20 protein-coding genes and 1 tRNA gene are annotated in these 26451 nt (G+C 36.8%); 20 read left to right on the forward strand and 1 reads right to left on the reverse strand.

The features are described from left to right. The first annotated feature begins 240 nt into the window (after positions 1 to 240). Entirely contained in the window at positions 241 to 1782 is a 1542-nt protein-coding gene (locus tag AAEZ22_RS08740; protein ID WP_192532462.1) for a methyl-accepting chemotaxis protein, read from the forward strand. Positions 1783 to 2306: 524 nt separating this feature from the next. Here AAEZ22_RS08740 and AAEZ22_RS08745 read toward each other — a convergent pair. Further along, positions 2307 to 2382 (reverse strand) — tRNA-His (locus tag AAEZ22_RS08745). A gap of 259 nt (positions 2383 to 2641) precedes the next feature. Between AAEZ22_RS08745 and AAEZ22_RS08750 the strand changes: the two genes are divergently transcribed. The 19 genes from AAEZ22_RS08750 (at position 2642) to wecB (AAEZ22_RS08840) (ending at position 26350) form a co-directional block, all read left to right on the forward strand. Beyond that, the gene (locus tag AAEZ22_RS08750) at positions 2642 to 3460 is read left to right on the forward strand and encodes a mechanosensitive ion channel family protein (protein WP_192532461.1); all 819 of its coding nucleotides are present in this window, start codon (positions 2642 to 2644) and stop codon (positions 3458 to 3460) included. A gap of 31 nt (positions 3461 to 3491) precedes the next feature. Further along, positions 3492 to 4283 carry a DUF481 domain-containing protein gene (locus tag AAEZ22_RS08755; protein WP_352296893.1) on the forward strand — a complete coding sequence of 264 codons (792 nt, stop codon included), beginning with the start codon at positions 3492 to 3494 and terminating at the stop codon, positions 4281 to 4283. A 122-nt stretch (positions 4284 to 4405) separates the two neighbouring features. Next, positions 4406 to 7078 carry an SLBB domain-containing protein gene (locus AAEZ22_RS08760; protein WP_352296895.1) on the forward strand — a complete coding sequence of 891 codons (2673 nt, stop codon included), beginning with the start codon at positions 4406 to 4408 and terminating at the stop codon, positions 7076 to 7078. A 395-nt stretch (positions 7079 to 7473) separates the two neighbouring features. Further along, complete coding sequence (locus tag AAEZ22_RS08765; protein WP_352296898.1) at positions 7474 to 8436, forward strand: Wzz/FepE/Etk N-terminal domain-containing protein; 963 nt, start codon at positions 7474 to 7476, stop codon at positions 8434 to 8436. A 151-nt stretch (positions 8437 to 8587) separates the two neighbouring features. Continuing rightward, positions 8588 to 9052 carry a glycerol-3-phosphate cytidylyltransferase gene (gene tagD, locus AAEZ22_RS08770; protein ID WP_352296901.1) on the forward strand — a complete coding sequence of 155 codons (465 nt, stop codon included), beginning with the start codon at positions 8588 to 8590 and terminating at the stop codon, positions 9050 to 9052. A 190-nt stretch (positions 9053 to 9242) separates the two neighbouring features. Beyond that, positions 9243 to 10349: a CDP-glycerol glycerophosphotransferase family protein gene (locus AAEZ22_RS08775; protein ID WP_352296904.1), complete on the forward strand. Its 1107-nt coding sequence runs from the start codon at positions 9243 to 9245 to the stop codon at positions 10347 to 10349. 35 nt (positions 10350 to 10384) lie between these two features. Beyond that, positions 10385 to 11605 (forward strand): oligosaccharide flippase family protein, encoded by a 1221-nt coding sequence (locus AAEZ22_RS08780; RefSeq protein WP_352296907.1) that lies wholly within the window; start codon positions 10385 to 10387, stop codon positions 11603 to 11605. Between the two features lie 32 nt (positions 11606 to 11637). Then, entirely contained in the window at positions 11638 to 12966 is a 1329-nt protein-coding gene (locus AAEZ22_RS08785; protein WP_352296910.1) for an O-antigen polymerase, read from the forward strand. After that, positions 12963 to 14108 carry a glycosyltransferase gene (locus tag AAEZ22_RS08790; RefSeq protein WP_352296913.1) on the forward strand — a complete coding sequence of 382 codons (1146 nt, stop codon included), beginning with the start codon at positions 12963 to 12965 and terminating at the stop codon, positions 14106 to 14108. The genes AAEZ22_RS08785 and AAEZ22_RS08790 overlap by 4 nt, the downstream gene beginning before the upstream one ends. Beyond that, complete coding sequence (locus AAEZ22_RS08795) at positions 14101 to 15138, forward strand: polysaccharide biosynthesis protein (protein WP_352296916.1); 1038 nt, start codon at positions 14101 to 14103, stop codon at positions 15136 to 15138. The genes AAEZ22_RS08790 and AAEZ22_RS08795 overlap by 8 nt, the downstream gene beginning before the upstream one ends. Before the next feature lie 2 nt (positions 15139 to 15140). Next, the gene (locus AAEZ22_RS08800) at positions 15141 to 16013 is read left to right on the forward strand and encodes a dTDP-4-dehydrorhamnose reductase family protein (RefSeq protein ID WP_352296918.1); all 873 of its coding nucleotides are present in this window, start codon (positions 15141 to 15143) and stop codon (positions 16011 to 16013) included. Next, the gene (wecB, locus tag AAEZ22_RS08805; RefSeq protein WP_352296921.1) at positions 16010 to 17140 is read left to right on the forward strand and encodes a non-hydrolyzing UDP-N-acetylglucosamine 2-epimerase; all 1131 of its coding nucleotides are present in this window, start codon (positions 16010 to 16012) and stop codon (positions 17138 to 17140) included. Before AAEZ22_RS08800 ends, wecB (AAEZ22_RS08805) begins: the two co-directional genes overlap by 4 nt. Then, the gene (locus AAEZ22_RS08810) at positions 17140 to 18342 is read left to right on the forward strand and encodes a glycosyltransferase family 4 protein (protein WP_352296924.1); all 1203 of its coding nucleotides are present in this window, start codon (positions 17140 to 17142) and stop codon (positions 18340 to 18342) included. Before wecB (AAEZ22_RS08805) ends, AAEZ22_RS08810 begins: the two co-directional genes overlap by 1 nt. Further along, positions 18339 to 18743, forward strand: a complete 405-nt coding sequence (locus AAEZ22_RS08815; RefSeq protein WP_352296927.1) for a WbuC family cupin fold metalloprotein — start codon at positions 18339 to 18341, stop codon at positions 18741 to 18743. Before AAEZ22_RS08810 ends, AAEZ22_RS08815 begins: the two co-directional genes overlap by 4 nt. A 186-nt stretch (positions 18744 to 18929) precedes the next feature. Next, positions 18930 to 20003: a UDP-N-acetylglucosamine--undecaprenyl-phosphate N-acetylglucosaminephosphotransferase gene (gene wecA / locus AAEZ22_RS08820; protein ID WP_352296930.1), complete on the forward strand. Its 1074-nt coding sequence runs from the start codon at positions 18930 to 18932 to the stop codon at positions 20001 to 20003. Between the two features lie 1099 nt (positions 20004 to 21102). Next, positions 21103 to 22215, forward strand: a complete 1113-nt coding sequence (locus AAEZ22_RS08825; protein WP_192532830.1) for a polysaccharide export protein — start codon at positions 21103 to 21105, stop codon at positions 22213 to 22215. A gap of 12 nt (positions 22216 to 22227) precedes the next feature. Beyond that, complete coding sequence (locus tag AAEZ22_RS08830) at positions 22228 to 22662, forward strand: low molecular weight protein-tyrosine-phosphatase (RefSeq protein ID WP_182684052.1); 435 nt, start codon at positions 22228 to 22230, stop codon at positions 22660 to 22662. A 15-nt stretch (positions 22663 to 22677) separates the two neighbouring features. Then, positions 22678 to 24918, forward strand: a complete 2241-nt coding sequence (locus AAEZ22_RS08835) for a polysaccharide biosynthesis tyrosine autokinase (protein ID WP_352296933.1) — start codon at positions 22678 to 22680, stop codon at positions 24916 to 24918. Between the two features lie 313 nt (positions 24919 to 25231). Then, a complete protein-coding gene (wecB, locus tag AAEZ22_RS08840; RefSeq protein WP_352296936.1) occupies positions 25232 to 26350 on the forward strand; it encodes a non-hydrolyzing UDP-N-acetylglucosamine 2-epimerase in 1119 nt (372 codons plus the stop codon). Positions 26351 to 26451 lie beyond the last annotated feature (101 nt).

Raw genomic sequence — 26451 nt, forward strand, 5'->3', positions numbered from 1 at the left:
AGCTAGAACCTTATATCTATAGCTTTTAATATTTTTATAATTTATTTCCTGCTTCCCTCACGTTACTCAAAAAACAAACTACTCTTTTAACAATAGTTATTTGTAACTAAAAATACACTCAATACAATCAACTTTTTTACTATTTAAAAAATAAAACAAATAAAAAAGCATTACAATTGCGCCTTTTACATTTATAAATTATCCTTCAGCGATATATCACCCTAAGGGAATATCATTCAAATGAGTCAGCAAAAACAAGCTATAGTCGACCAGGAAGTTACTTTTGGTATTGATGAAGAACTACTCTCTACTACAGATTTACAAGGAGTCATAACTTACGCAAATGATAATTTTTGTAAAGTTGCTGGGTATACATTAGACGAGCTAGTAGGTAATAACCATAGTATGGTGCGCCACCCAGATATGCCCAAAGCTGCGTTTGCCGATTTATGGTCTAATTTAAAAAATGATATTGCTTGGCGAGGTGCAATTAAAAACAGATGTAAAAATGGTCAATACTACTGGGTTGACGCATTTGTAACGCCAATTTATGAAAATGGAAAAAAAATAGGCTATCAATCTGTTAGGCGCCGACTATTACCTGAGTACTTAAACAGCGCAGAAAATCTGTATAAGCGTATTAATAGTGGCAAGTCTATAAATACATTTACTCATAAGCTATCGGCACTCAAACTCCCTCTATATTTATGCTTTAGTGCACTTTTTGCTTGGTTAGCTAGTTATTCACTGTGGTTTATTTTGCTGTTTATTCCTTTGCCATTTGTTATTTATTATGATCAGCTCGTTTTATCACAGCGATACCTTAAAAAAAGAAAAACCGAGTCAGACAGTATTTCTCGTCATGTGTTTTCGGGCAGTAATATATTTAGTTTTGCAGATTTTCAAATTAAATTACTCGAAGGCAAAGTCACTACAATAGTAGGGCGGATCATCGATGGAACATTGAGTTTAGAAAAAGGTGCCAATTCGCTCAAAGCCGTTGCTCAAAAATCTAAATTGGGAGTTGAAAAAGAAGCTGCAGAGCTACATCAGGTTTCGTCAGCGGTTGAGCAAATGGTTAACTCAATTGATGAAGTTGCCAAAAGTACTGTTATAACTACCCAAAAAGTAAATCAAGCGCATTCAAATTGTGAAGCAGCTACACAGGCTATGTCGCAAACTATGGATAAAGTTTCTTTACTCGCAAATGAGGTAGATAACTCAGCTAATTCAGCAACAGAATTAGCCAAAGAGGCAGGTAAAATTGGCGATATCATGCAAGAAATTCAAGGTATTGCAGATCAAACTAATTTACTTGCGTTAAACGCAGCCATAGAGGCAGCGCGTGCTGGAGAGCATGGTAGAGGTTTTTCTGTAGTTGCAGATGAAGTTCGCGCACTATCAAGTAGAACCCACTCTGCCACTGAGCAAATACAAACATCTATAGCAGAAATGCAGTCAACGTTATTAAGCTGGTCTAAAACGATGGAAGTTGGAAAAAACGCTGCCGAAGACTGTGTTAAAGAAACACGCCAAACACAAGAGGTAGTTTCTCAGGTTCATCTTTCTATTAGCGATATTTCAGATCTCACGGGCCAAATATCTACAGCTGCCGAAGAACAAAGCATGGTATCGCAAGAGATTAGCCGTAACATTTACAATATTAGTGAAACCTCAAGCGAAAACCTAACTCAAGCACAATTAGTAGAAGTTGAATCAGACTCTATTGATAAACGCTCAAAAATGCTTGCATCATTAGGGCTATCTTTCAAAGTAGATTAAAGGGCGGGTAAGAGCAGGTTTCAGGCATTAGGTTTTAGGCAGAGATTAAGCCAAGCTCGGTGTTTAAATTACCCGTAGGCGGGGCTTTATGCCGCGCTTGCTAAAATTTTCGCGAGGTAAACTCCCGCTTACGGGGTGTGTTTGTTGTAGGCGGGGCTTTATGCCGCGCTTGCTAAAATTTGCGCGAGGTAAACTCCCGCTTACGGGGTGTGTTTGTTGTAGGCGTGGCTTTATGCCGCGCTTGCTAAAATTTGCGCGAGGTAAACTCCCGCTTACGGGGTGTGTTTATTGTAGGCGAGGCTTTATGCCGCGCTTGTTAAAATTTGCGCGAGGTAAACTCCCGCTTACGGGGTGTGTTTGTTGTAGGCGGGGCTTTATGCCGCGCTTGTTAAAAATCAAAAAAGCGCAAGGTAAATTTCCTACTACAAGTTCTGTATTTTTGTTTGTTTAATATGGGTTTTTAAAAGCGTAAAAATTTGAGAAGCAACGTAAGGAATTTAAAGTTTTCTTGTGGAAAGAAAAATTGGGGCGATTGACGGGGCTTGAACCCGCGACAACCGGAATCACAATCCGGGGCTCTACCAACTGAGCTACAACCGCCACAACACACCTTGGTTGGTGTGGGCGCATAATACATAAAGTATTAAAAGTTGTGAAGCAAAAAAGTGAAAAAAATTAAAAAAAGAGTAAAACAGTGTGTTTAGTGTGTATTTTGCACGAAAAGCAGTCAGCTTAACGATTGCTTTAATAAGTAACTGGGTTAAAACTCATTTATACAAACCCATTATCTAATGAATCTAAAATGTAAATGATATATAATTTGCCGATAAAATCAGATGAACTACCTCTAGGGATAAAAATGGAATCGGTACTCAATTGGCTTAACGAAAACTCCGGCCTAATTTTACATTATGGTATTCAAGCAGTAATAGCGCTGGTGATCTTTTTATTAGGTGGGCGAATTGCAAAGTTTTGTGCAAACTTAACCGAAAAAGCATTCGACAAAAAGAAAGTAGACAAAGCAGTAGGCTCATTTGTTTCTAGCATTGTATTTGCCATAGTATTTATGGCGACTGTTTTAATGGCGCTGTCGCAAATAGGTATCGAAACAACTTCATTTATCGCTATTTTAGGTGCTGCAGGTTTAGCCGTAGGTTTAGCACTGCAAGGCTCGCTTTCTAACTTTGCATCGGGCGTGCTAATTATTTTACTGCGCCCCTTTAAATCGGGTGACTACGTAGAGGCAGGTAATAAAGCCGGCACCATTAAAAAAATAGAAATATTTTCAACGGAGCTGCGCACCCCAGATAACAAAGTTATCATAATGCCAAATTCAAAAATCATGTCTGATGCAATCGTTAACTACTCACGCGAGTCAACACGCCGTATTGATTTGGTAATTCGTGTAGATTACGACGCCGACTTACGCAAAGCGAAAGAAGTGCTTAAATCAATACTTGATAACGAGCCACGCATTTTAAAAGATCCAGCTTATAACGTATCAGTATCTGAACTGGCTGAATCAAGCGTAAACTTTATAGTGCGCCCATGGGTTGAGTCAGCCGATTATTGGCCTACGTACTGGAGTTTACTCGAAGAAATTAAAATTATATTTGATGAGCAAGGGATCAATATTCCAGCACCTCAAATGGATGTACATTTACGCAAACAAGATTAATTTACTTACAGCTACACAAAGGTTATTTTTAATGAAACTAAAGCTTTTATCAATTTTGGTTGCAGCAACAGCAGCAACTAACGCATTTGCAGACGACGCTGAGCAAGTTGAGCAAAAAACCTGGGAAGTTACCAGTGAGCTAGGCGCTATTATTACCAGCGGTAACACCGAAACCACCACACTTAAAGGCGGTATTAAGGTATTGCATCATCTAGAACGTTGGAATAATGAGTACAAAATCGACGGTATTTATAAAGAAGACGAAGTAGAAAACGACGATGGTACAAAAGACAAACAGCGTACTAACGAAAAATACGCTATTTCTGCACAAGGCAATTACAAATTAAATGAAAAACACTCGCACCTATTCATTTATGGTTCACACGTTTCAGACTATTTTGGTGCCTACAGAAGTGAGTCGGTAGTTTCTGCTGGTTATGGTAGGCGTTTAATTAACGAAGACAGTATGTGGTTAAATGCTGAAGTAGGCCCAGGTTATAAACGTTTTAAATACCCTGACGAAAGCAGCGAAGTTGACGACAACGGTAATTCACTTGCGGGTGAGTTCGAAGGCGAAATTATTGCCTTAGGTAAGCTTGATTACAACTGGCAAATTTCTGATAACGCACGTTTTACACAATTAGTAGCAGTAGAATACGGCGACACTAACACTAAAACGCGCTCAGAAACCGCACTACTTGCTAAAATAAATGGCTCATTACAAATGAAGGTTGCATACAATATCATCAACAACTCAGACGTTGCCGATGACAAAGAAAGTACCGATACAGAGACCTCACTAACATTGGTTTACAGTTTTTAACCAATAATACCAAGTTAATGACATTTAAATGACTAAGGGGGCAAAAGCCCCTTTTTTATTAGTTTAATAGTAATGTACAATACCCACCATTTTGGGTTGTAGACCTAGGGAAATACCTACTCGTGAACGTTCTTAAACATTTATTTAGTGCCTTAGTACTAATATGCAGCTTTAGCGCATTAGCACTTACTCCGAGTGCCTCGCAGCTAGAGCAATTTAAAAAATTACCAAAGTCTCAACAGCAGGCATTGGCAAAACAGTATGGTGTTGATCTATCGGTAATAACTGGGTCAAGCCAATCAAGTAATCAACCTAGTGTTGAAGAACCAACAATTGGTGAGCGCGATTCTACACAGCAGCAAAACCAAGCAGAAATTAACAAAAACCAATTCAAACCAAAAACAGACGAAGTAAAACCATTTGGTTACGAACTTTTTGCCGGTGAACCGACTACATTTATGCCTAGCGAAACCGCAGCAGTGCCCGACACCTACTTAATAGGGCGTGGCGATCAGCTACTAATTAACTTTTATGGTAAAGAAAGCGATAGCTTTGAAGTAATAGTCGATCGCGAAGGACGCATTAGCATCCCTAACTTAAGCCCAGTACAAGTTGCAGGCTTAACTTTTTCTGAAGTTAAAGAGTTAATTAAAGTTAAAGTAGAGCAAGAAATTATTGGCGTTAAAGTATTTGTGTCGCTTGGTCAGTTACGCAGTATGCGTATTTTAGTACTTGGCGAAGCATACAAGCCTGGTAGTTATAATGTATCGTCGTTAACTACTGTATCGCATGCATTATTTGTAAGTGGTGGTGTATCGGATATTGCCTCATTACGTAATATTCAGGTAAAGCGTGCGGGTAAGGTAGTTGCTAATTTTGATTTATACGATCTACTTATTCATGGCGATAGCAGTAACGACATAACTTTAAAGCCTGGTGATGCAGTATTTGTACCTTCAGTTGGTGCTCAAGTAACGGTAGAAGGCTTAGTTAAACGCCCGGCTATTTTCGAACTTAAAAAAGGAGAAACTGCGAAAGAGTTGTTAGCTATGGCTGGTGGCTTAAAACCAGGTGCCTATACTAAAAATGCAGTGGTAGAACGTTTTAAAAACAACCGTAAAGAAGTGCTAACTGTAGACTTTTCAGCTGAAAATATAAATTATATTCCGCAAGATGGCGATCGCATTAGGTTTAATACCATAAGCTCGCAATATAAAAACTCAGTTAATTTAATTGGTGCCGTAGTACGCCCCGGTAGCTATCAATGGCATCAAGGTAAACGTATTTCCGATGTACTAAAGTCGGTACGTGGCGACCTACTTCCGCAAGCTGATTTAAGCTATGGTTTAGTAGTACGAGAAGTAAACATTAATGGCGATATACAAGTACATCAGTTTGATGTAGCTCTCGCCATTATTAAAAATAGCGAAAACGACTTAGCTCTGAGCGCTAACGATAAAATAATTATATTTAGCCGATTTGAAGAAAAACAAGCTGAGCAGTTAGCGCTTAAAAATATGGCACTAAGCCAAAAACAGCAAGAACAGCAACTCAAAACAGAGCTGTGGCATAAATACCAACAAAAAGAGTTTGAAAAATACGTTGGTGCCGAACTAAGTATTAATACTGCATTGCAAAATAGCGATCAAACTTTAACTATTTCACAGGTATCTAAAAAAACAGCGGATAATAAAAGCTTAGTATCAGAGGAGTTTACCTTCTTTAGCCGCAATAAATTGTTATCGCCGATAATAGCTAAATTAAAACAACAAGCATCACTTAATAAAGAAATGCAGCTAGTTGAAATTAATGGCAGTGTAACGTACCCAGGTATTTACCCATTAATGGTTAATGGAAGTGTTGTTGATTTAGTTACCGCTGCAGGCGGTTTACTTGAGTCGGCTTATACAAAACAAGCAGAAATAACACGCATAGCAATTAACGATGGATCTCAAATTGAGCATGTTAGATTCGATTTAGCAAGTGCCATTAAAGGAAACCCTCAAAGTAACATCACACTGCGCAGTAAAGACAGTATCAATATTTTTGCAATTCCAAACTGGCAAGAAAACGTAAAAGTAACTTTAAAGGGCGAGCTATTATTCCCAGGAACTTACACAATTCGCCGCGGCGAAACATTAACTAATTTACTAGAGCGTGCGGGTGGATTTTCAGATTTTGCAGAGCAAAAAGCTGCGGTATTTATTCGCCAGTCGGTTAAGCAGCAAGAGCAACAGCAATTAGCGCGTTTAGCCACAGAACTACGCCGTGATGTAGCATCAAAAAGCTTTCAGGACTCTGTAAGCAGTAGTGCGCTTTCGTACGACGAAATGAACAAACTACTCAACGATCTAGCCGATGTAGAAGCAGTCGGGCGTTTAGTTATCGACCTTCCTTTAATTGCAAATAATAAGCAAACCCTAGTACTACAAGATGGCGATACACTATATGTACCGAGCAAGCGCGACTCTATCAGCGTAGTGGGTGAGGTTAACTACTCAACCACGCATTTATACCAAGCAGGAATAAGTGTGGATGACTATATTAAGCTTAGCGGTGGCTTAAAAGAACGCGCAGACGACGACCGTATTTATATAATTAAAGCTAATGGTTCGGTAAAAATACCCAACACAGGTGGTTGGTTTGCTGCTAATAACTCAGAACAGCTAGAGCCAGGCGACACCATTGTCATACCCATGGATGCCGGCCATATGGATAAGCTAACGCTGTGGAGCACCGCAACGCAAATACTTTACCAATTAGGCGTAGCAGTAGCCGCAATCACTAGTATTTAATTAAAGTAATAAATTAGTAACTAAAGCCAAAGCAACCCTTTGGTTTTAGTTAGTGTGTACAAAATAGTAAAAACAAAATTTTGCAATTAAATCAGTATGTAGGAACTGTAACCTAGGGGCGGAAGCGTGTCCGAATGGCTTGAAAATAAATTATTTTACTTTCTAGCTGATGCGAGTGGAATTCTGCAACGAACAAGATGGATGGCTAATAATCAGCTTTAGCTCAGTCTTCAATTGGAAATTTGTAAACTGATTCTAATTATACTTTAGGCATTAAGCTTACTGACGCGGAATATAGCATTGCTATTTCTTAAGTAGTTTTTAAAAATATAATAACTTGAGCTTACATTCTGGTTATACACAATTTATGACAGCTTACATTAACCGAGATTTATATGGATAATAATTTAACAGGCACGAAAACAAGCAATACATATGCTCAAAACCATGGTGTTGTTGATAAAGATATTGATTTACGTGAACTTTTTTCAATTATTTGGCAGGGTAAATGGATTGTCATTATTATCACGGCTTTATTTGCTATTGCATCTGTGGTTTATGCTATTAAACAGCCCAATATCTATAGAGCAACCACTTTACTTGCGCCAGTGAGCGATCAAAGTGGTGCAGGTGGATTAGCAAAAATGGCAGGGCAGTTTGGTGGCTTAGCGAGTCTTGCCGGTATTAGTTTAGGTGCAGGTGGCACAGATAAAACGGGTTTAGCACTTGAGGTATTACAATCACGTCGCTTTATCGAAAGCTTTATTGACGAACATCAGCTGTTGGTTCCTTTAATCGCAGCTAAAAACTGGAATGCGGTGAATAATGAACTGCTCCTAGATGATGAATTATATAATGCTGAGACTAAAACTTGGATCAGAGAAGTTAAGGCGCCAAAAACAGCAGAGCCATCAACTTGGGAAGCATATAAAGCTTTTAAAAAAGTTTTATCGGTTAATACAGACAAAGAAACCGGCATGATTACCCTTGCTATTGAGCATCATTCTCCTGAAATTGCTAAACAGTGGTTACTTTGGCTAGTAAGTGATATTAACGAAACAATGCGTGACCAAGATAAGCTTGAAGCAAAAAATAGCATTGAATACCTAGCAAAAAAACTACAAGAAACACAATTAGCAGATATGAAAACGGTATTTTACCAGCTAATAGAAGAGCAAACTAAAACAATAATGCTTGCTGAAGTTGCACAAGAATACGTAGTAAAAACGATTGATCCAGCAAATGCGCCAGACGAAAAAGCACATCCAAAACGTGCTTTAATTGTAATTTTAATTACATTACTAGGTCTTGTACTGTCAATTATGTGCATCTTATTGCATTACTTTACAAAAAAATAAATTGCTTTGACTCTATTTCAACTGCTTTATTCTAGTAAGTTAGCTTCGTAAGCAGTATCTAGGATTAGGGAGCTAGCACTCAATATAGAAGGCCGTGTCATAATAAAGTTATGGGCTTAATTGTCCGGAAAATTTAATTTGGGAGTTTACTTTGACGACAGTAATTACGTATGGAACATTTGATCTATTTCATGTAGGACATGTGAGGCTACTGAAAAGGCTAAGCCAGTTAGGCGATCAGCTTATTGTAGGCATTTCGTCAGACGAATTTAATTTATTAAAAGGTAAAAGCTCTTTTTTTTCTTACGAAGAAAGAGCCGAGATTGTAGAAAGCTGTAAATATGTCACAAGTGTTTTTCCAGAGCATGATTGGCAGCAAAAGCGCGAAGATATAGTTAAGTATGGCGCAGATATATTTGCCATGGGCGACGACTGGAAAGGTAAGTTTGATGATTTATCTGATCTATGCGAGGTTGTATACCTAACAAGAACAGAAGATGTATCAACTACAAAAATAAAAAAATCATTATCAAAAATCGATGTTGAAGAATTAGATCGAATCGAGTCCTCATTGCATGATGTTATCAGCATAGTTAAAAGCCTCTCTTTAAAATAATCAATTCACAATTTTAAGCATATTTTACGCTTAAAATTACTTAGTGTTTTATATTTAAGCTCGCAGCATATTTATTAATTACCCTAACTAAGCCGCGCTGTAATAAAACAGTTGATAACGCTTGGATAGATAATGGCAAAATTAAACAGGTTTGAAAAAAAATGACAATTAACTTATTAAGAGCGGTGTGATGCTAACAGAATTTTTAGGTAAGCTTTTCTACTTTTTTAACTATATCATTCCAAAGTCACAAAACAAAACTGTCTTTTGTAGCTATCCTGATCTAGAAGATATGCTGCGTGGTTTAATACCCCACCTAAACGGTAGGGTAATAGTATTAGTTAAAACCCCCAACGTTGTAAGGCCTTCATGGTTACCTGTTGAAGTTGAACTTGTGAAAAAGCTTAGCCTTGTAGGGATCAGCCACTTACTCACCGCAAGATACATTTATTACACCCATGGCTTGTTGTCATTTTTTCGAATTGTATCGAGTAAAAAGCAGCTAGTGGTAAATTTATGGCATGGTATGGCATTAAAAAATATCGGATTATTAGATGGTAAAAGTAATTTGCCACAAAGCCATAAAACTATTTGCACATCGGAATTTTTTCAAAAAATACATGCTAAAGCATTTGGAATGAAAAAAGAAGATGTACTAATAACAGGATTACCCAGAAACGACATCTTAACTAAACAAACAACAAACGCTAAGCTATTAACAATTAAAGAAAAGTATAGTAACTGTTATGTATGGCTACCTACATACAGAAAGTCAGGGGAAGGGGATATACGGGTTGATGGAGATACCTCTAATATATTTTGCTTTGAAAGTTTTGATTATTTTAAACTAAATAAAATATTATCAGAAAAAAATGAGCTGCTTATTATAAAGCCACACCCAATGGCCGTTCTAGATGTGTTTGAAGAAAAGCTTTCCAATATTAAAATTATTAATGAGCACTGGCTTACTAATAAGGATACAACATTGTATGAACTGCTTTCTATTTCAGATGCTCTATGGACCGATTACTCATCCGTTTTTGTTGATTACTTAGTAACAAAAAAAAATATTCTATTCATAGTTCCTGATATTGAGCTTTACAAAAATACTAGGGGATTCACGTTCGATATGGGGCAAGTAAAATTACCTGGGTTAGTTATTACAACTCAAAATGAACTATTCGATACACTCATGAATTCTTTGCCTTTGTTTATGGATATAGGAAACGGAAAACTTTTTAATGTTACTAAGAAGTATGAACATGCTATGGTAAAAAGCTCTAATGTTATTAAGTAATAAACTAAAAGATAGCTCTAAACAAGGTTATAAACTTGCTTAAATTAATGCTTAATTCTATTTACTTGCTTTTAGCACAAGCATCAGCGCTTCTAATTCCATTATTTCTTTTGCCGCTCTTAACTAGGTATTATGGATTGTCGGATGTCGCTTTATATATATTATCAGTATCCGTCATATCATTTTCTTATTTGATTTTTGACTTTGGATTGTCAACATATGGGATTAAAAAATCAGCAGAAGTTGAATATTGTCAAGCGGAAATATCTAAACTGTTTTCAATTACACTAACCGTTAAATTCTTCTTTTTCTTGCTTGTATTCCTTGTTGTTGGAGTTATTTTTTATATTAACCAAAATAATAGCTATATCAAAGTTGTTGTTTTTTCTTTTATTTCGATATTTTTTCAATCACTTATTCCTTACTGGCTTTTTCAAAGTATTAATAAAATGAAAGTTGTGACATTGATAAATGTAGCCTCGAGATTAAGTAGTATTATTATTTCTGTATTTTTTGTTTTTTTTGGCTTTGATATATACAGCGTGATTTTAGCAACCGGATTTGGTTGGGTTATTGCATCATGCGTTTCTCTAAAATACCTAAACTCATTGGGCTATACAGTAAGTGTAATAGTTAGTAGGGAGCCTTTAATTTCATTCTTTAAAGAGGTGCGCGACTTTTATTTGTCTAGGTTGGCTGTATCATCATACCTTTATTCGAATGTGTTCATTCTATCAACTCTATCAGCAGTGAACCTTGCTGTTTATGGTGTTGCAGATTATATATACAAAATAATTCAATCTTTAGTGAGTGTAGTTACGCAAGCTCTTTTCCCTCAGATCGCAGAGAGTAAGGATTATACTATTTTCTTTAAGACCTTGTTTTTACTTTTATTATTTATTTTTATTATTGGATTGTTTTTTAAGCTTTATTCACATGATGTCATTCAGCTTCTTTATGGACCCTCTTATTTGCTCGCAATTCCATTTATAGAGGCATTTATTGTTTTAGCTTTATTTAATGTACTCTCAGTTATTTTTGGTTATCCAGCTGCAAGTCTGTTTTCAAAATATGATTATGTTAATTACAGTTCGTATTTTTGTTTAATTGTATATTTTTTCGGTGTAGTTGTTTTGTATCTATTAAATGCAATATCTCCTTTGCATCTAATTTACATATTAATTGCATCAGAGATCAGTACATTTTTGTGGCGACTTGCATTTTTTGTTAAATATTACAAACTGCAAAAGGTTTAATTAGATAATGTTTTTAAGTTCAGACTCATAATATGATCAAAGCAATTTCTTTTTTATTTATTTTTTATGTGGCTAACTCTATTTTTTTTGAGCAACAGCTTTCATATGATTTAGTGCATTTATCATTCTATATAGTGATAATCCAACCCTTGGTATTCTTATTTTTTGCAGGAAAAAATGGGCTAACATTATTAAGGATTTTTTATTTTTTCCAGTTTATATTTATGGGCATTGCACCTTATATGCAATTTATTGGTGATTTTGTCATGTGGGGGGGAGAGCCCTTTTATGAGAAAGACTATCTACTTTTTAATGTGCTTATAACTCTAGTTAATTTTTTATTTTTTGTGGTTTATTACATGTTTAATAAATTAACATTTGAAAAAAAAGAAGAGGCAAGTTGCATGATTCCTGAGGCAATAAAACGATTGCCTTTTATTACAAAGATCGTTTTAAGTGGATTATGTTTTATTTGTTTTTTTTTAGCTCTTTATATAAACAATTTTTCTATTGTCAGTTTGTTTTTAAGAGGTGGTATTTTAAAAGAAACAGCGGAAGTGGTATCGAGTCAAACACTCATTTTTTCATATACAAGTAAATTTATTCCTTTCTTTATCACTGCATTTATATTGGTTTTTTATAAACAGAATAAACTCATGCTTGCTTTTAGTTTTATAACTCTTTTGTTATGTGCATTCCCATTTGGAATAGCGCGATTTTTAACTGCTTCTATCTATATACCTCTTTTATTAATTGCTTTTCCAAGTTTATTAAAAGGTATCAAAGGTATTCTATTTTTTATTTTGTCGATCTTATTAATATTCCCTTTTTTAGAACAGTTCAGGGTATTCAAAGATGATTTAGAATTGCAGTTTATTCCAGATATATCATTCTTTGTTAAAGGGCACTTTGATTCCTATCAAAATTTTCTAAGAGTATTTTCTGAAAATATAACAACAGGAGGAAACCAGTTAATTGGTGTTCTATTCTTTTTTGTGCCGAGAAGTATTTGGGAAGATAAGCCTGTCGGTTCAGGATATTATGTTGCAGAAGAATTGGGTTATACATTTAATAATATTTCCATGAATTTCTTTGGTGAAGGTTTCATTAATTTTGGAATCCTAGGGGTGGTTATTTTTTGTGTTCTTTTAAGCTTATTATGTGCGTTTTTTGACCGCTCATTTTGGAGTGAACAGGGTGTTATAAACAAGCCATCAGCTATATTTTATTTATTTTTGATAGGTTATTTGATTTTTGTATTACGAGGGGATTTATTATCGAGCTTTGCATTTTTTATGTCAGCATTATTTTCATTCTTCATAGTTAATTTTTTATTTAACACTAAAGGACGTTCTCTGTGAGTATCTTAATAAATGCAACAAATATTAAAGTGGGTGGTGGGTTACAGGTAGCGGTTTCTGTGATTGACTCTTTGCTAGTAAATCCTCGAGGCGAGAGTATTTACTTTGTGACAAGCTCGAAGGTTTACCAACAACTGTCAATACCAGAAGAAAAATTGAAAAATGTTTTTGTTTGTGATTTTAGCTTTAAAAATATTTTTAGTTTTATAAAAAGCTATAAATATTTGAACAAATTAGAAAAAAAATTCAATATTAGTGTTGCCTTCACTATTTTCGGCCCTAGTTATTGGCATCCAGTTAAAGCTAAGCACCTGATAGGTTTTGCAAATGCGTGGTTAGTTTCTCCAAACTCAAAAGCATATACTATTTTTAGTAGTTTTATTAAATGGAAGCAAAAAGTAAAAAACTATATTTTAAGAAAATTACTTTTTAAAAAGAAAGCTGTTTACGTTACTGAAACCTTAGATATGCAAGAGCAATTTTGTAAGGTTTTTAAATGTGAAAAGGATAAAATTAGCGTTGTGGGGAATTGTATATCACAACACTTTATAGAGTCATTTGAGGAAACTGATAAGTACGGTTTACGAGATATTAAAAAATTTAAATTTGTTACAATATCTCATAATTACCCTCATAAAAACTTGAAAACGATCCCCTTGGTTGGCCAGCAATTAGAAAGGAATGGCTTTGACTTCACTTTTATAGTCACTATTGATTTTGCTGAATATGAGTTACTTGATAGGGAATTTAAGAAATATACAACCAATATAGGCCCAATTGATATTGTTGATTGCAAAGCAGTTTATAAAGCATGTGATGCATTATATCTGCCAACATTGATTGAATGTTTTACTGTTAGCTATCTCGAAGCGATGGCTTCTAATACTTTAATACTAACTAGCGATTTGCCGTTTGCTAGAAATATATGTTCAGATTCTGCATTTTATTTTAACCCGTATAGTGTTAATGATATTTCTAAAGTATTAGATACAGTTCTTCGCGAGTTTTATATAAATAGTCAATTGATCCATTTTAAAAAATCACTCTATCCGCAGATATTACTGGAGTCCGGAGATAACGACACTAAAGTCGACAGTTATATGGCTATAATCAAGAAATTAAAAGGTTCTTTAAATGTTTAAAAACAAAGTTTTACTTATCACCGGCGGTACAGGCTCATTTGGCAATGCAGTATTGCGTCGCTTTTTAAATACCGACATAAAAGAAATTCGCATTTTTTCACGTGATGAAAAAAAACAAGACGACATGCGTAAGCATTTTCAGTCAGACAAATTAAAGTTTTATATAGGTGATGTACGCGACAGCCAAAGTGTTAATACTGCGATGCGTGGTGTTGATTATGTTTACCATGCTGCTGCGTTAAAACAAGTTCCATCGTGTGAGTTTTACCCGTTAGAAGCCGTTAAAACTAACGTACTAGGTACAGAAAACGTGCTAGAAGCCGCTATCGCTAATAATGTTGAGCGCGTAGTGTGTTTGAGCACCGATAAAGCGGTATACCCAATTAATGCTATGGGTATTTCAAAAGCAATGATGGAAAAAGTGATTGTTGCTAAAAGTCGTAATCTTGAACACACTAATACAACTATTTGTTGTACGCGCTATGGTAATGTAATGGCATCACGTGGATCGGTAATTCCATTGTTTATCCGCCAAGTAGTTAATAATGAGCCAATCACTATTACCGACCCGACCATGACCCGTTTTATGATGACCTTAGACGATGCGGTTGACTTAGTATTACATGCTTTCGAAAATGGCCAAAATGGTGATATTTTTGTACAAAAAGCCCCAGCAGCAACCATTGAAGTATTAGTAACAGCATTACTTGAAATGCTGAAAAAACCTGAGCATGTTGTAAATGTAATTGGTACACGCCATGGCGAAAAACTATTTGAAGCACTGTGTAGCCGTGAAGAAATGTTTGTTGCACAAGAGCAAGGTGAATACTTTAGAGTGCCAGCAGATAATAGAGATTTAAACTACTCAAAGTTTTTTGACGAAGGCGACTCAGACCTATCTAAAGTAGAAGATTACAACTCGCACAATACCGAGCGTTTAGATGTTGAAGGTATGAAGCAGCTATTACGTAAGCTTGATTTTATGCGTGAAATTGAGTCTGGAAACATCATTGTTCCGGAAGGTGTTTAGGCATGAAAATATTAATTCTTGGCGCGACAGGCATGCTAGGTTATAGCCTGTTTAGCAACTTAAGCGAACACGCTAATTTATCAGTATTTGGTACAGTTAGAAGTATTACAGGTAAAGAACACTTTTTTAAAGACACTCAACAGCAATTAATCTCAGGTGTTGACGCCTACGATATTGACTCATTAGAGCAAGCGGTGGCTGAAGTGGCACCCGATGTAGTCATTAACTGTGTGGGTTTAATTAAGCAGCATGGTATTTCAAAGCAACACATAGATGCCGTTAAAATTAATGCATTGCTTCCGCATGAGCTGGCTAATATTTGTGATCAAGTTAATGCAAAATTGATTCACTTTTCAACCGACTGTGTGTTTACTGGCGATGAAGGTTTATATAGCGAAGGTTCGTTACCCGATGCGCGCGACTTATACGGTAAATCTAAATGTCTTGGTGAAGTAGGTTATGGCAAGCACTTAACCTTAAGAACCTCAATTATAGGGCACGAATTAGCCTCATCCGTAAGTTTAGTTGACTGGTTTTTATCGCAAGGCGAAAGCACTAAAGGTTTTTCTAAAGCCGTGTTCTCTGGCTTGCCTACCTGTTATATAGCCAAGTTGTTAGTGGAATATATTTTGCCGAACCCAGAGGTTGCTGGGTTATTACACTTATCGGCAGAGCCCATTGACAAATACACACTATTAAAATTGATTGCGGAGCAATATCAAAAACAAATCACTATTGCTGAGTCGCAAGAGCTGGTTATAGATCGCTCGCTAAACTCAGATAAATTTAGGCAATTAACTCAGTTTAGCCCACCGGCGTGGAGCGACCTTGTTGAATATATGCATACAGATTACGTAAAAAGGTATAAAGCATGAAAAAGTTAAAAGTTGTTACCGTTGTAGGTACTCGTCCTGAGATTATTCGATTGTCGTGCACCATAGCAAAGCTTGATGAATTTTGTGAGCATATATTAGTTCACACTGGGCAAAACTATGACTATGAACTAAATCAAATATTTTTTGAAGACCTAGGCATTCGCGCACCAGACATATTTTTAGAATGCGCTGGTGCTACCGCAGCCGAAACAATGGCGCAAGTAATTAGTAAGTCAGATGCTATGTTTGCAGAAGTTAAGCCCGATGCAATGCTGATCTTGGGTGATACGAACAGTGCGATGGCGGCTATTCCGGCTAAGCGTAAAAAAATTCCAATATTTCATATGGAAGCAGGTAACCGCTGTTTTGATATGCGAGTACCAGAAGAAATCAATCGTAAAATAGTTGATCATATCTCTGACGTTAATATGCCTTATACGGATATTGCCCGCGAGTATTTATTGGCTGAAGGCATAAAACCTGACCTAATAGTTAAAACAGGCAGCCCTATGGATGAAGTACTAAATCGTTATAAAGATAAAATTTCGAATGCTGAAATATTAACAACGCTTGGCTTAAAATCAGGTGAGTACTTTGTGGTTAGTGTTCACAGGGAAGAGAATGTTGACTCTGAATCAAACATTCACAGTTATGTGCAAGCATTAAATGCGATTGCAGAAAAATACCAGCATCCTATTATTGTATCGACACACCCTCGTACCAGAAAGAAAATTGATTTACTTAACTTAGAATTTCATCCCTTGGTTAAATTGCTTAAACCACTTGGTTTTAGCGATTACGTAAAACTGCAAATGGACGCTAAAGTGGTATTAAGCGATAGTGGTACTATTACCGAAGAGTCGTCAATTTTAAACTTTCCGGCGGTTAATATTAGAGACGCACAAGAGCGCCCCGAAGGTTTTGAAGAGGGGGCTGTTATGTTTACGGGTATGAATGTTGAACGTATATTACAAGCAATCGAAATACTAGATAAGCAGCCTCGCGGTGAACACAGACTGATTAATAAAGTTCAAAATTATATTGCCCCTAACGTGTCAGATAAGGTTTTAAGAACTATTATTAGTTATACCGACTACGTTAATAGAGTTGTGTGGAAAAAATATTAATGAAGCTTGCTTTAATCATTGATGACTACTTGCCAGACAGCACCAGAGTTGGTGCTAAAATGTTTCATGAGCTCGCACTTGAGCTCATGGCAAGTGGGCATAATGTAACAGTAATTACTCCTGCCGTAGGGCAAGCGCAAAAATTTACTGAGCAAAGCATAGACGGTGTAACCGTTTGGCGTTTTAGTTCTGGCCCCATTAAAGATGTGAGTAAAGTAACGCGAGCGCTAAACGAAACCTTACTCTCATTTAGAGCTTGGTCGGCTATAAAGCAACATGTAAAAGAGCACACCTTTGATGGCGTAATTTATTACTCTCCTTCCATATTTTTTGGTGGCTTAGTCAATAAAATTAAACAGCGTTGTAACTGCTCATCTTATTTAGTATTACGTGACTTGTTTCCTCAGTGGGTGATAGATGCTGGAATGATAAAAAAAGGCTCATTAATAGAGCAATATTTTAGATTTTTTGAAAAACACTCATATCATGCTGCCGATACCATTGGGCTTATGTCTGAAAAAAATATCGAAGTTTTTACCCAAAGTAATAGTGTTATTTATCCCACTGAAATATTGAGAAATTGGGCGGCTTTAAACCCAACAATCACCAATGAAAACACTACCTCTATCCGATCTCAGTTTAATTTAGATAATAAAGTAGTTTACTTTTATGGTGGCAATATTGGGCATGCCCAAGACATGGCAAACCTAATGCGTTTAGCTAAAAATATGCAAAATAATGAAAATGCACATTTTCTTTTTGTTGGCCAAGGTGATGAAGTAGAGTTGATAAACCAACTCGCGCAGCAATGGCAACTAACTAACTTTACTTATATGCCATCGGTTAACCAACAAGAGTTTAAGCAAATACTATCTGAGATAGATATAGGCTTGTTTTCCTTATCGGGCAAACATACGGCGCATAACTTTCCTGGTAAGCTGTTAGGTTATATGGTCGATTCAATACCCATTTTGGGGAGTGTAAACCCAAATAACGACTTGCAAGACTTGGTTAACTCACACGGCGCAGGCTTTATTACGGTAAATGGCGACGATAAACAATTGTTAAAAAATGCAATTAAGCTTTATGAAAATCCTCAATTACGTAAAGAGATTGGGAGAAATTCACTTTCACTATTAAAAAATGAATTTTCGGTCACATCTATAGCTAAAAATATTATTAAAAGATTAGAAGCAAAATGAGGAAAGTTGACAAATTCAATATTGAGTCATTGTTTGAAAAGGCAAGTAATTCTTCTCGCAAACGCGCTCATTTAAACTTGCATACGAGCTTTGAAGACAAGGTTCAAAGGCTCTATATTGCCCTTATTAAAGGAAGTTATGTAGAGCCACATTTCCATGAACAAGAGCACCAGTGGGAAATGTTTGTTGTACAGAGTGGTGTATTAAAAGTGACACTTCATAACCCTGATAGCTCTAGCATCACATCTTTTTTGATCGGTGATGAGCAGGATGTTCATGCTGTTCAGTTTAACCCAGGTGATATTCATAGTGTTGAGTGTATTTCAGATAGAGCGTTAATATTAGAAATAAAAGAGGGACCTTTTATTGAAGAGCAAGCAAAAACATTATTAAAGCTTTAAGTTATATACCTTAGAGTTGTTATAATTGAAGCATAAAGCTTATGAAATAAGTATTTAAATGACACATTTCAATTAAAAGCTAGCTACTTTCTATTATTCAATATTCAAATATGAGCAGGCCTAATTTTTATCTTATAGTTTTAGGGTGAAATTAAGCTTATTTAAAAATTTACATCAGGACATTATATGTTTCTTGACCTTCTTTTCACCTTTTTTATTGCCTTTGCAATTCTATTTTTAATGCGCAAAGTGGCTCGTAGAGTCGGCTTAGTTGATCAACCTACAGGTAGGAAGTTACATACAGGTAATATACCGTTAGTTGGTGGTGTCGCTATTTGTATCACTATAGTCAATTATATTTACTCCCACCCAGGTATGATTAATCATGCTAACTTATATATGCTTTGTATATGTGGCTTAACAGCTGTTGGCGCCTTGGATGATCGCTTTGATTTAAGTGTGAAAATACGCATGGTGGTGCAAGCACTAATATCAGTTGCTATGATTTATTTCGCCAATGCAGAATTACATAGCTTAGGTAACTTGTTAGGCTTTGGCGCTATTGATTTAGGGTTGCTTGGTGGAATAGTAACTGTATTAGCTGTAATTGGCTGTATTAATGCTTTTAATATGGTTGATGGTATTGATGGACTTTTAGGTGGCTTATCAATAGTTACCTTTGGCAGTGTGGGTATATTGTTATCGCTTTCAGGGGAGCAGAGCTTAAGCTACTTATGCTTATTGCTAGTTGTTTGCATGGTTCCTTATATTTTAATGAATCTTGGATTAGTTGGCCATAAGCGAAAAGTATTTATGGGTGATGCAGGTAGCATGATGATTGGTTTTACGGTTATTTGGTTGTTGATAGGTGCTAGCCAAACAGCAGGCAACCCAATGATTCGCCCAGTAACTGCACTATGGCTTATTGCCTTACCACTTATGGATATGGTTGCTATAATGGTTCGTCGAGTTAAGCAAGGTAAATCACCATTTAAACCAGACCGAGATCACTTACATCATATTTGCCAACGTTTAGGTTTCTCGTCATTGCAAACACTTGCTCTAATTTGCTTTATTGCTTCGCTATTAGCTGGTGTAGGTATGTTAGGCGAAATACTATTAATACCAGAGTACTTTATGTTTTATGGGTTTATAGCTATTTTTATAGGGTATTTAGTAATTTTGGCCAATTATTGTAAGGTAATTAACTTTTTTAGAAACAAGTTAGGCTTACCTGAGAAAAAATATTCATCAAATTAAAAAGAACAGTTATTAGCAATATGATAAATTAGAAAAAACACTGAGTTCAATTTTAGCTCGGTGTTTTTTGGTTTTCTTAGGTTACAAAAAGTAGTGTTCGGAAGTTAGGTATTAAGTACTTTCCGGGGGGATTACAACCTCAGCTCGGTGTTTGGTTAGCTTTATGATGTATTATCTTTATTAAGCGACAATTACGGTGGCCGGTTCCGCGTCAATTATCTTGGCCGGTTGACACCGAATTTTATTTGCTCTTATTGAGCGCTGTTTTGCGTCGGTAACTTTCACCTTCGCAATGAATAATTGTAGAATGATGAACCAAGCGAGTATTTGCCGCTTGGTACATGACTCATAACTGTACTAAAGTGGAAAATACCCAGCTAATAATATAAAACAGAGGGAGCTTAATAACAGGACATTTTTATTTTTTGCCAACCCTTTTAACTTTAAACCTACCCTTCAATTAGTTGTTTACATGTGAACAGCATCGGGTATAATTCTGCGCTCATTTAGTATTATATTGCGTTGTCTGCAATTGATTCAAAGTGTGGATAGCTACGGAAAGCGAGTATTATTACCAGTAAACCTCGAAATAAATCGCGAGTATCCCGTAATAAATAAAAAAACACTTCTCCAAAGCCAGTCACAAAAAATCAATTCTCAGTGCTGTAACGCAAGGTAAAAGCGACGAGCCAAAACAAAAAATACAATAACCTTTATGCAATTTGTAATTGTAGTTTTAATCTCGCTTATAAATATCAAAATTTAAGCTGCATCAGTACGTAGGAACTGCAACCTAGGGGCGGAAGCGTGCCCGAAGGGCTAGACAAGCAAATAATTTTGCTTTCAAGCTGGAGCGAGAGGAGCTCTGCGACGAACTGGAACGTGGAGCGTGTCTGAAGAACTATATAAATAAAGTTTTTCCTCTAAGCTGGGGCAAGCGTTACTGATATGGCAGAAGGTAGTAAGTTCAAGGCTATATAACCTTGAGTCTAGAACCTATCTTTTTTTTTATATCCATGCTTTAATTACTGCGCAAAATAAGTACCCATCGAGTGTGATGGACAATTATAATATTTAAAAAACACTGGGATTCTGCACAATGGCGTTACGCTGTAAATCACTCATTACCTCTTTCGCATTTTTAGCAATGACAGGCTGTACAATAATACCTGGCAGCCATTACGAAGGCATTGAATCAAACGAGAAAACACAAAATTTAGAGCAAGAGCTCGAAAAAGTTAATATTCAACTAATTGATTCGGCGCTAATTACCCAGCAAAAAAAAGCACGCACAGCAGCAAAACCAATCTCTAGTTTAGTGGGGGTTAACACCCGCGATTATCAATATAAATTAGGTGTGGGCGATGTAGTAACAGTAGGTGTTTGGGACCATCCCGAACTTACTATACCGGCAGGCACACAACGTACAGCTGAGTTCGACGGTTTTAAAGTGCAAGAAGACGGCACGGTAACTTACGCTTATGCATCTAATATACCAGCAGCAGGACATACAATCAGCGAACTGCGTAAAGATTTAGTAACTCGTTTAGCCCGTGTGATAGAAAACCCTCAAGTAGACGTGAAAATAGTAAGTTTTAAAAGTCAAAAAGCGTATGTAACGGGTGAAGTAAAACAGCCTGGTGTATACCCAGTTACCGATACTCCGCTTACCTTAATTGATGCTATTAACCAAGCGGGTGGCTTAACCGAAGCAGCTGATTGGCGCACGGTTACTTTTACACGTGGCGATAAAACAGAAGTAATAAAGCTAGAAGATTTTTACGCTAATGGCGATATTTCTCAAAATCGGTTACTTCAACATGGCGATATAGTGCATGTTAACCGTAACGATAAACAAAAAGTATTTGTATTAGGTGATGTTAATAAAGCAGGTTCAGTAAAGCTTAATCGTTATGGCTTAAACTTGGCCGAAGCATTGAGTGACTCAGGCGGCTTGAACGAAGGCACTGCTGACGCAAATGGTATATTTGTTCTGCGTAAAAGTAATGTAGAGCAAACTGGAGTAATTGCTGATGTATACCAATTGCATGCTAAAAACATAGCTGCATTGGTGTTGGCTGAGCAGTTTGAATTACAACCGCACGATATTGTATATGTAACATCAGCACCCCTGGCACGTTGGAACCGTGTAATAAGCTTGTTACTACCTTCGGTAGCAACAGTTGATAACCTTAACGACATTAATAACTAAGGGTTAATTAACATGTTTGATTCTGTATTAGTGGTGTGCGCAGGCAATATTTGTCGCAGTCCAACGGGGGAGTACTTATTAAAAGCTAAGCTTGAAGGCAAAAATATAACAGTGTCGTCAGCTGGCTTAACTGCACTCGAAGGCAAAGGAGCTGATGCTACTGCGAAAAAAATAGCCCAAGCACACGGTATTAATATGGACCCACACCAAGGGCGCCAACTTACTTCGCAACTAATTGCACAGAACAGTGTTATTTTAGTCATGGAGCAGCGTCATTTAAATGATTTACATAGTCAATACCCAGAGGCACGTGGTAAAACATTTTTATTAGGTAAATGGATAGATAACACTGAAATCCCTGATCCGTACCGTCAAAGCCAAGAGGCATTTGAGCACGTATACACATTAATCGACAGCGCTTGTAGCGCTTGGCAAAAGTATTTATAAGGAATGGCTAATTTAATGAATACCCAGCCTAATAGCAGCACACCCAAGCAGACAAATAGTTCAGCTTCACAGTCACAAGAAATAGATTTAATGGCATTGTTAGGTGCTTTAATCGACCGTAAATATTTTATAATTGCATTAACAGCACTATTTATGTTTGTGGGTGTTGTTTATGCGGTTTTAAGTCAGCCGGTTTACCAAGCAACAGCGATGCTCCAAGTTGAAAGCAGTGGTAGTTCAGTGCCTGGTTTAGACGATATGGGCGGTATGTTTGAAAGCACCTCTGCAGCGGTAACCGAAATAGAACTCCTTAAATCGCGCAGCATTATAGGCGAAGCAGTCGACGCTTTAAATTTAGATATAACAGTAGAGCCTAAATTATTCCCATATATTGGTAACCGTGCATTTCGTACATTTACGCCTCTGCAAGAAAATGATTTAGCTGAGCCAAGTTTTGGTGCAAGTTCATATGCATGGGGTGGCGAAAGCATTAATGTATTTAGGTTCGATGTACCGCGCAACGCAATTAACCAAACATATACTTTAATAGCGCAAGCAAATAATAGCGTTGCATTATTAAATGGCGATGACGAGCAAATATTAGCGGGTAAAGTCGGTGAAGAGCTAACTAATGGTAAGTTTAGCTTAACAATACGCAGCTTAAATGCTCGTCCAGGCACAGAGTTTTTATTGAGTCGTAAAGATCGTCTTAACACAATTTTAGACCTACAAACGGCAATTGGTGCAAGCGAGAAAGGAAAAGATTCAGGAATAATTGATTTAAGCTTACAAAGCACTAAACCAAATTACGCCGAAACTGTGCTTAACAAAGTCGCAGCTATATATGTACGCCGTAATGTAGAGCGTAGTAGTGCAGAAGCACAAAAGTCGCTTGAGTTTTTAGAGGTGCAGCTCCCTGAAATTAAAAAGCAATTAGAGCATGCAGAGCAGCGCTTTAACGACTATCAAATAAAACGCCAAACTATAAATATAACGCTAGAAACCCAAGGCATATTAGAGCAAGTGGTACTGCTAGAAACAAAGCTACAAGAGCTTGAGCTTAAACGTTTAGAAGTGGGTCGTAAATTTAAAAAAGACCATCCAACATATCAGGGCATTATTGAGCAAATTGCAGCGGTTAATAAACAAAAGCAACAGTTTATTGGTGAAGTAGGTGGCTTACCCGAAACGCAACAAGAGCTACTACGCTTAAAGCGTGATGTAGAAGTAAGTAACCAAATTTATACATTGCTACTAGGTAAAGCCCAAGAACTAGATATCGTTCGTGCAGGCACGGTAGGTAATGTACGTATAATCGATTACGCTGAGGTTAATACCAGTAAACCAGTAAAACCTAAAAAAGCGCTAATAGTAGTAATGGCAACCATGTTAGGTGGGATGCTAAGCGTCGCTATTGTATTAGTACAAAAAGCAATGCACAAAGGCATAGAAGATCCTGCTGAAATAGAAGCACTCGGTATACCTGTTTATGCGAGCGTGCCACATTCAGATCACCAAGAAAAGCTAACCGGCTTTGCAACAAGAGCACGCAAAGGTAAAATACCTAAAGCCAAAACCATATTAGCACTCGACAACCCTGCCGATTTATCAATAGAGGCACTGCGTAGTTTACGCACTAGTTTGCACTTTGCGATGATGGAAGCAAAAAATAATTTAATCGCTATATCAGGCCCAAGCCCAGGTGTAGGTAAATCGTTTATATCGGTTAACTTAGCTACAGTATTAGCACAAAGTGGTAAGAAAGTACTCATAATTGATGCTGATATGCGCAAAGGCTACTTACAAACACAATTTAATATAACTGCCGAAAATGGCCTAAGTGATTATTTGTCGGGGCGTTTAAATTTAAGTGAAGTGACTCACGACACTAAAGTAACAGGCCTTGATGTTATTACTCGTGGACAAATACCGCCTAACCCATCAGAGCTACTTATGCACAGCAACTTTAGTAAGTTTGTAGCAGAGGTAAGCGCGCTGTACGACTTAGTAATTATAGATACGCCGCCTATTTTAGCTGTAACAGACCCAGCCATAGTGAGTGCCCATGCCGGTACAACATTATTGGTAACTCGCTTTGGACAAAACCATTTACGCGAAATAGAGCTAACCCGTAACCGTTTTGAGCAAAATGGTATTGATGTAAAAGGCGTGGTATTTAACGGCGTACTTAAAAAAGCCAGCAATGCTTATGGATATTATGGTTACTATAATTATGAATATAAAAGTGATGCATAAATAGAGTGTTTTTTAGTGGCCTATTGGGCACTTTTAAATAAAAGTACAAAAACAAGCAATTACAAAGAGATAGTCTAAATTGACTGTCTCAATTTAGAAAAAAGTGTCTCAGTGCATATAAATAAAGCTGAGATACTAAATTGCGAAAATGCAATTTTTATAATGACAAACCGGTAACTTACAATGTGAATGTTGGGATGTTTTACAGCGCAAAATCGTGAATTTTAACTCCCGGCTCACTTCAAATTGAAATATAAACGTAACTAAATTTGGTTACCTTAAAAGCTGAATTTAATTTATTAAAGGATATAAAGTGAAAGTATTAACGGTATTTGGTACTCGCCCTGAAGCTATTAAGATGGCTCCACTGGTTCATGCTCTTGCCGCAGATGAGCGCTTTGAATCAAAATGCTGTGTAACAGCGCAGCATCGTGAAATGCTAGATCAAGTACTTGAACTATTTAAAATTACACCTAATTACGATTTGAACTTAATGAAAGCTGGGCAAACATTACCAGAAATAACCAGCCGTATTTTACTAGAACTCACTCCCGTACTTAAAGAGTTTAAACCCGATGTAGTACTGGTGCATGGTGACACGGCAACAACGTTTGCAGCAAGTTTAGCAGCGTATTACGAACAAATAGCAGTAGGGCATGTTGAGGCAGGTTTACGTACAGGTAATATTTACTCACCTTGGCCAGAAGAAGGCAATCGTAAGTTAACCGGCTCCCTTACAAAATATCATTTAGCACCTACCGAAAACTCTAAAACTAACTTACTTAAAGAAAATGTCGCGGCTGAAACTATATCGGTAACAGGTAATACAGTTATTGATGCGTTATTAATGGTGAAGCAACAAATAGAAAATGACACCGATTTAAGTAATACGTTAGCTGCGCAGTTCCCAATGCTTGATGAAAGCAAAAAACTGATTTTAGTGACGGGCCACCGACGTGAAAGCTTTGGTGGCGGGTTTGAGCGCATTTGTGAGGCGTTAGCGCAAACAGCTAAAGCTCATCCAGATACGCAAATACTGTACCCAGTGCATTTAAACCCAAATGTACAAGAGCCTGTAAAACGTATTTTAAAAGATGTAGATAACGTACATTTAATCGAGCCACAGCAGTACTTGCCATTTGTTTATTTAATGAATCGTTCACATATCATTTTAACTGACTCAGGCGGCATTCAAGAAGAAGCGCCAAGCTTAGGTAAACCAGTATTAGTAATGCGTGATACAACTGAACGTCCTGAAGCAGTAGATGCTGGTACAGTTAGGTTGGTTGGTACAGATGTAGCTAAAATAACTTCAGCATTAAACGAGCTCTTAACTAATGACGAGTCATATAAAACAATGAGCCGCGCTCATAACCCGTATGGTGACGGTGAAGCGTGCCAACGTATTTGCGATATCTTAGCAAAAAATTAAAAACCCAAGGTTTACAATAAACCGCTAGGCCTTGATATTAATTGCTAGCTTATAGAGTAATTAAATTAGAGTTGTAGGCGGGAGTTTAGCTCGCACATTTC

It is taken from the genome of Pseudoalteromonas sp. 20-MNA-CIBAN-0454 (genome assembly GCF_040308685.1).
In the GTDB taxonomy this organism is placed as follows: Bacteria; Pseudomonadota; Gammaproteobacteria; order Enterobacterales; family Alteromonadaceae; genus Pseudoalteromonas; species Pseudoalteromonas nigrifaciens.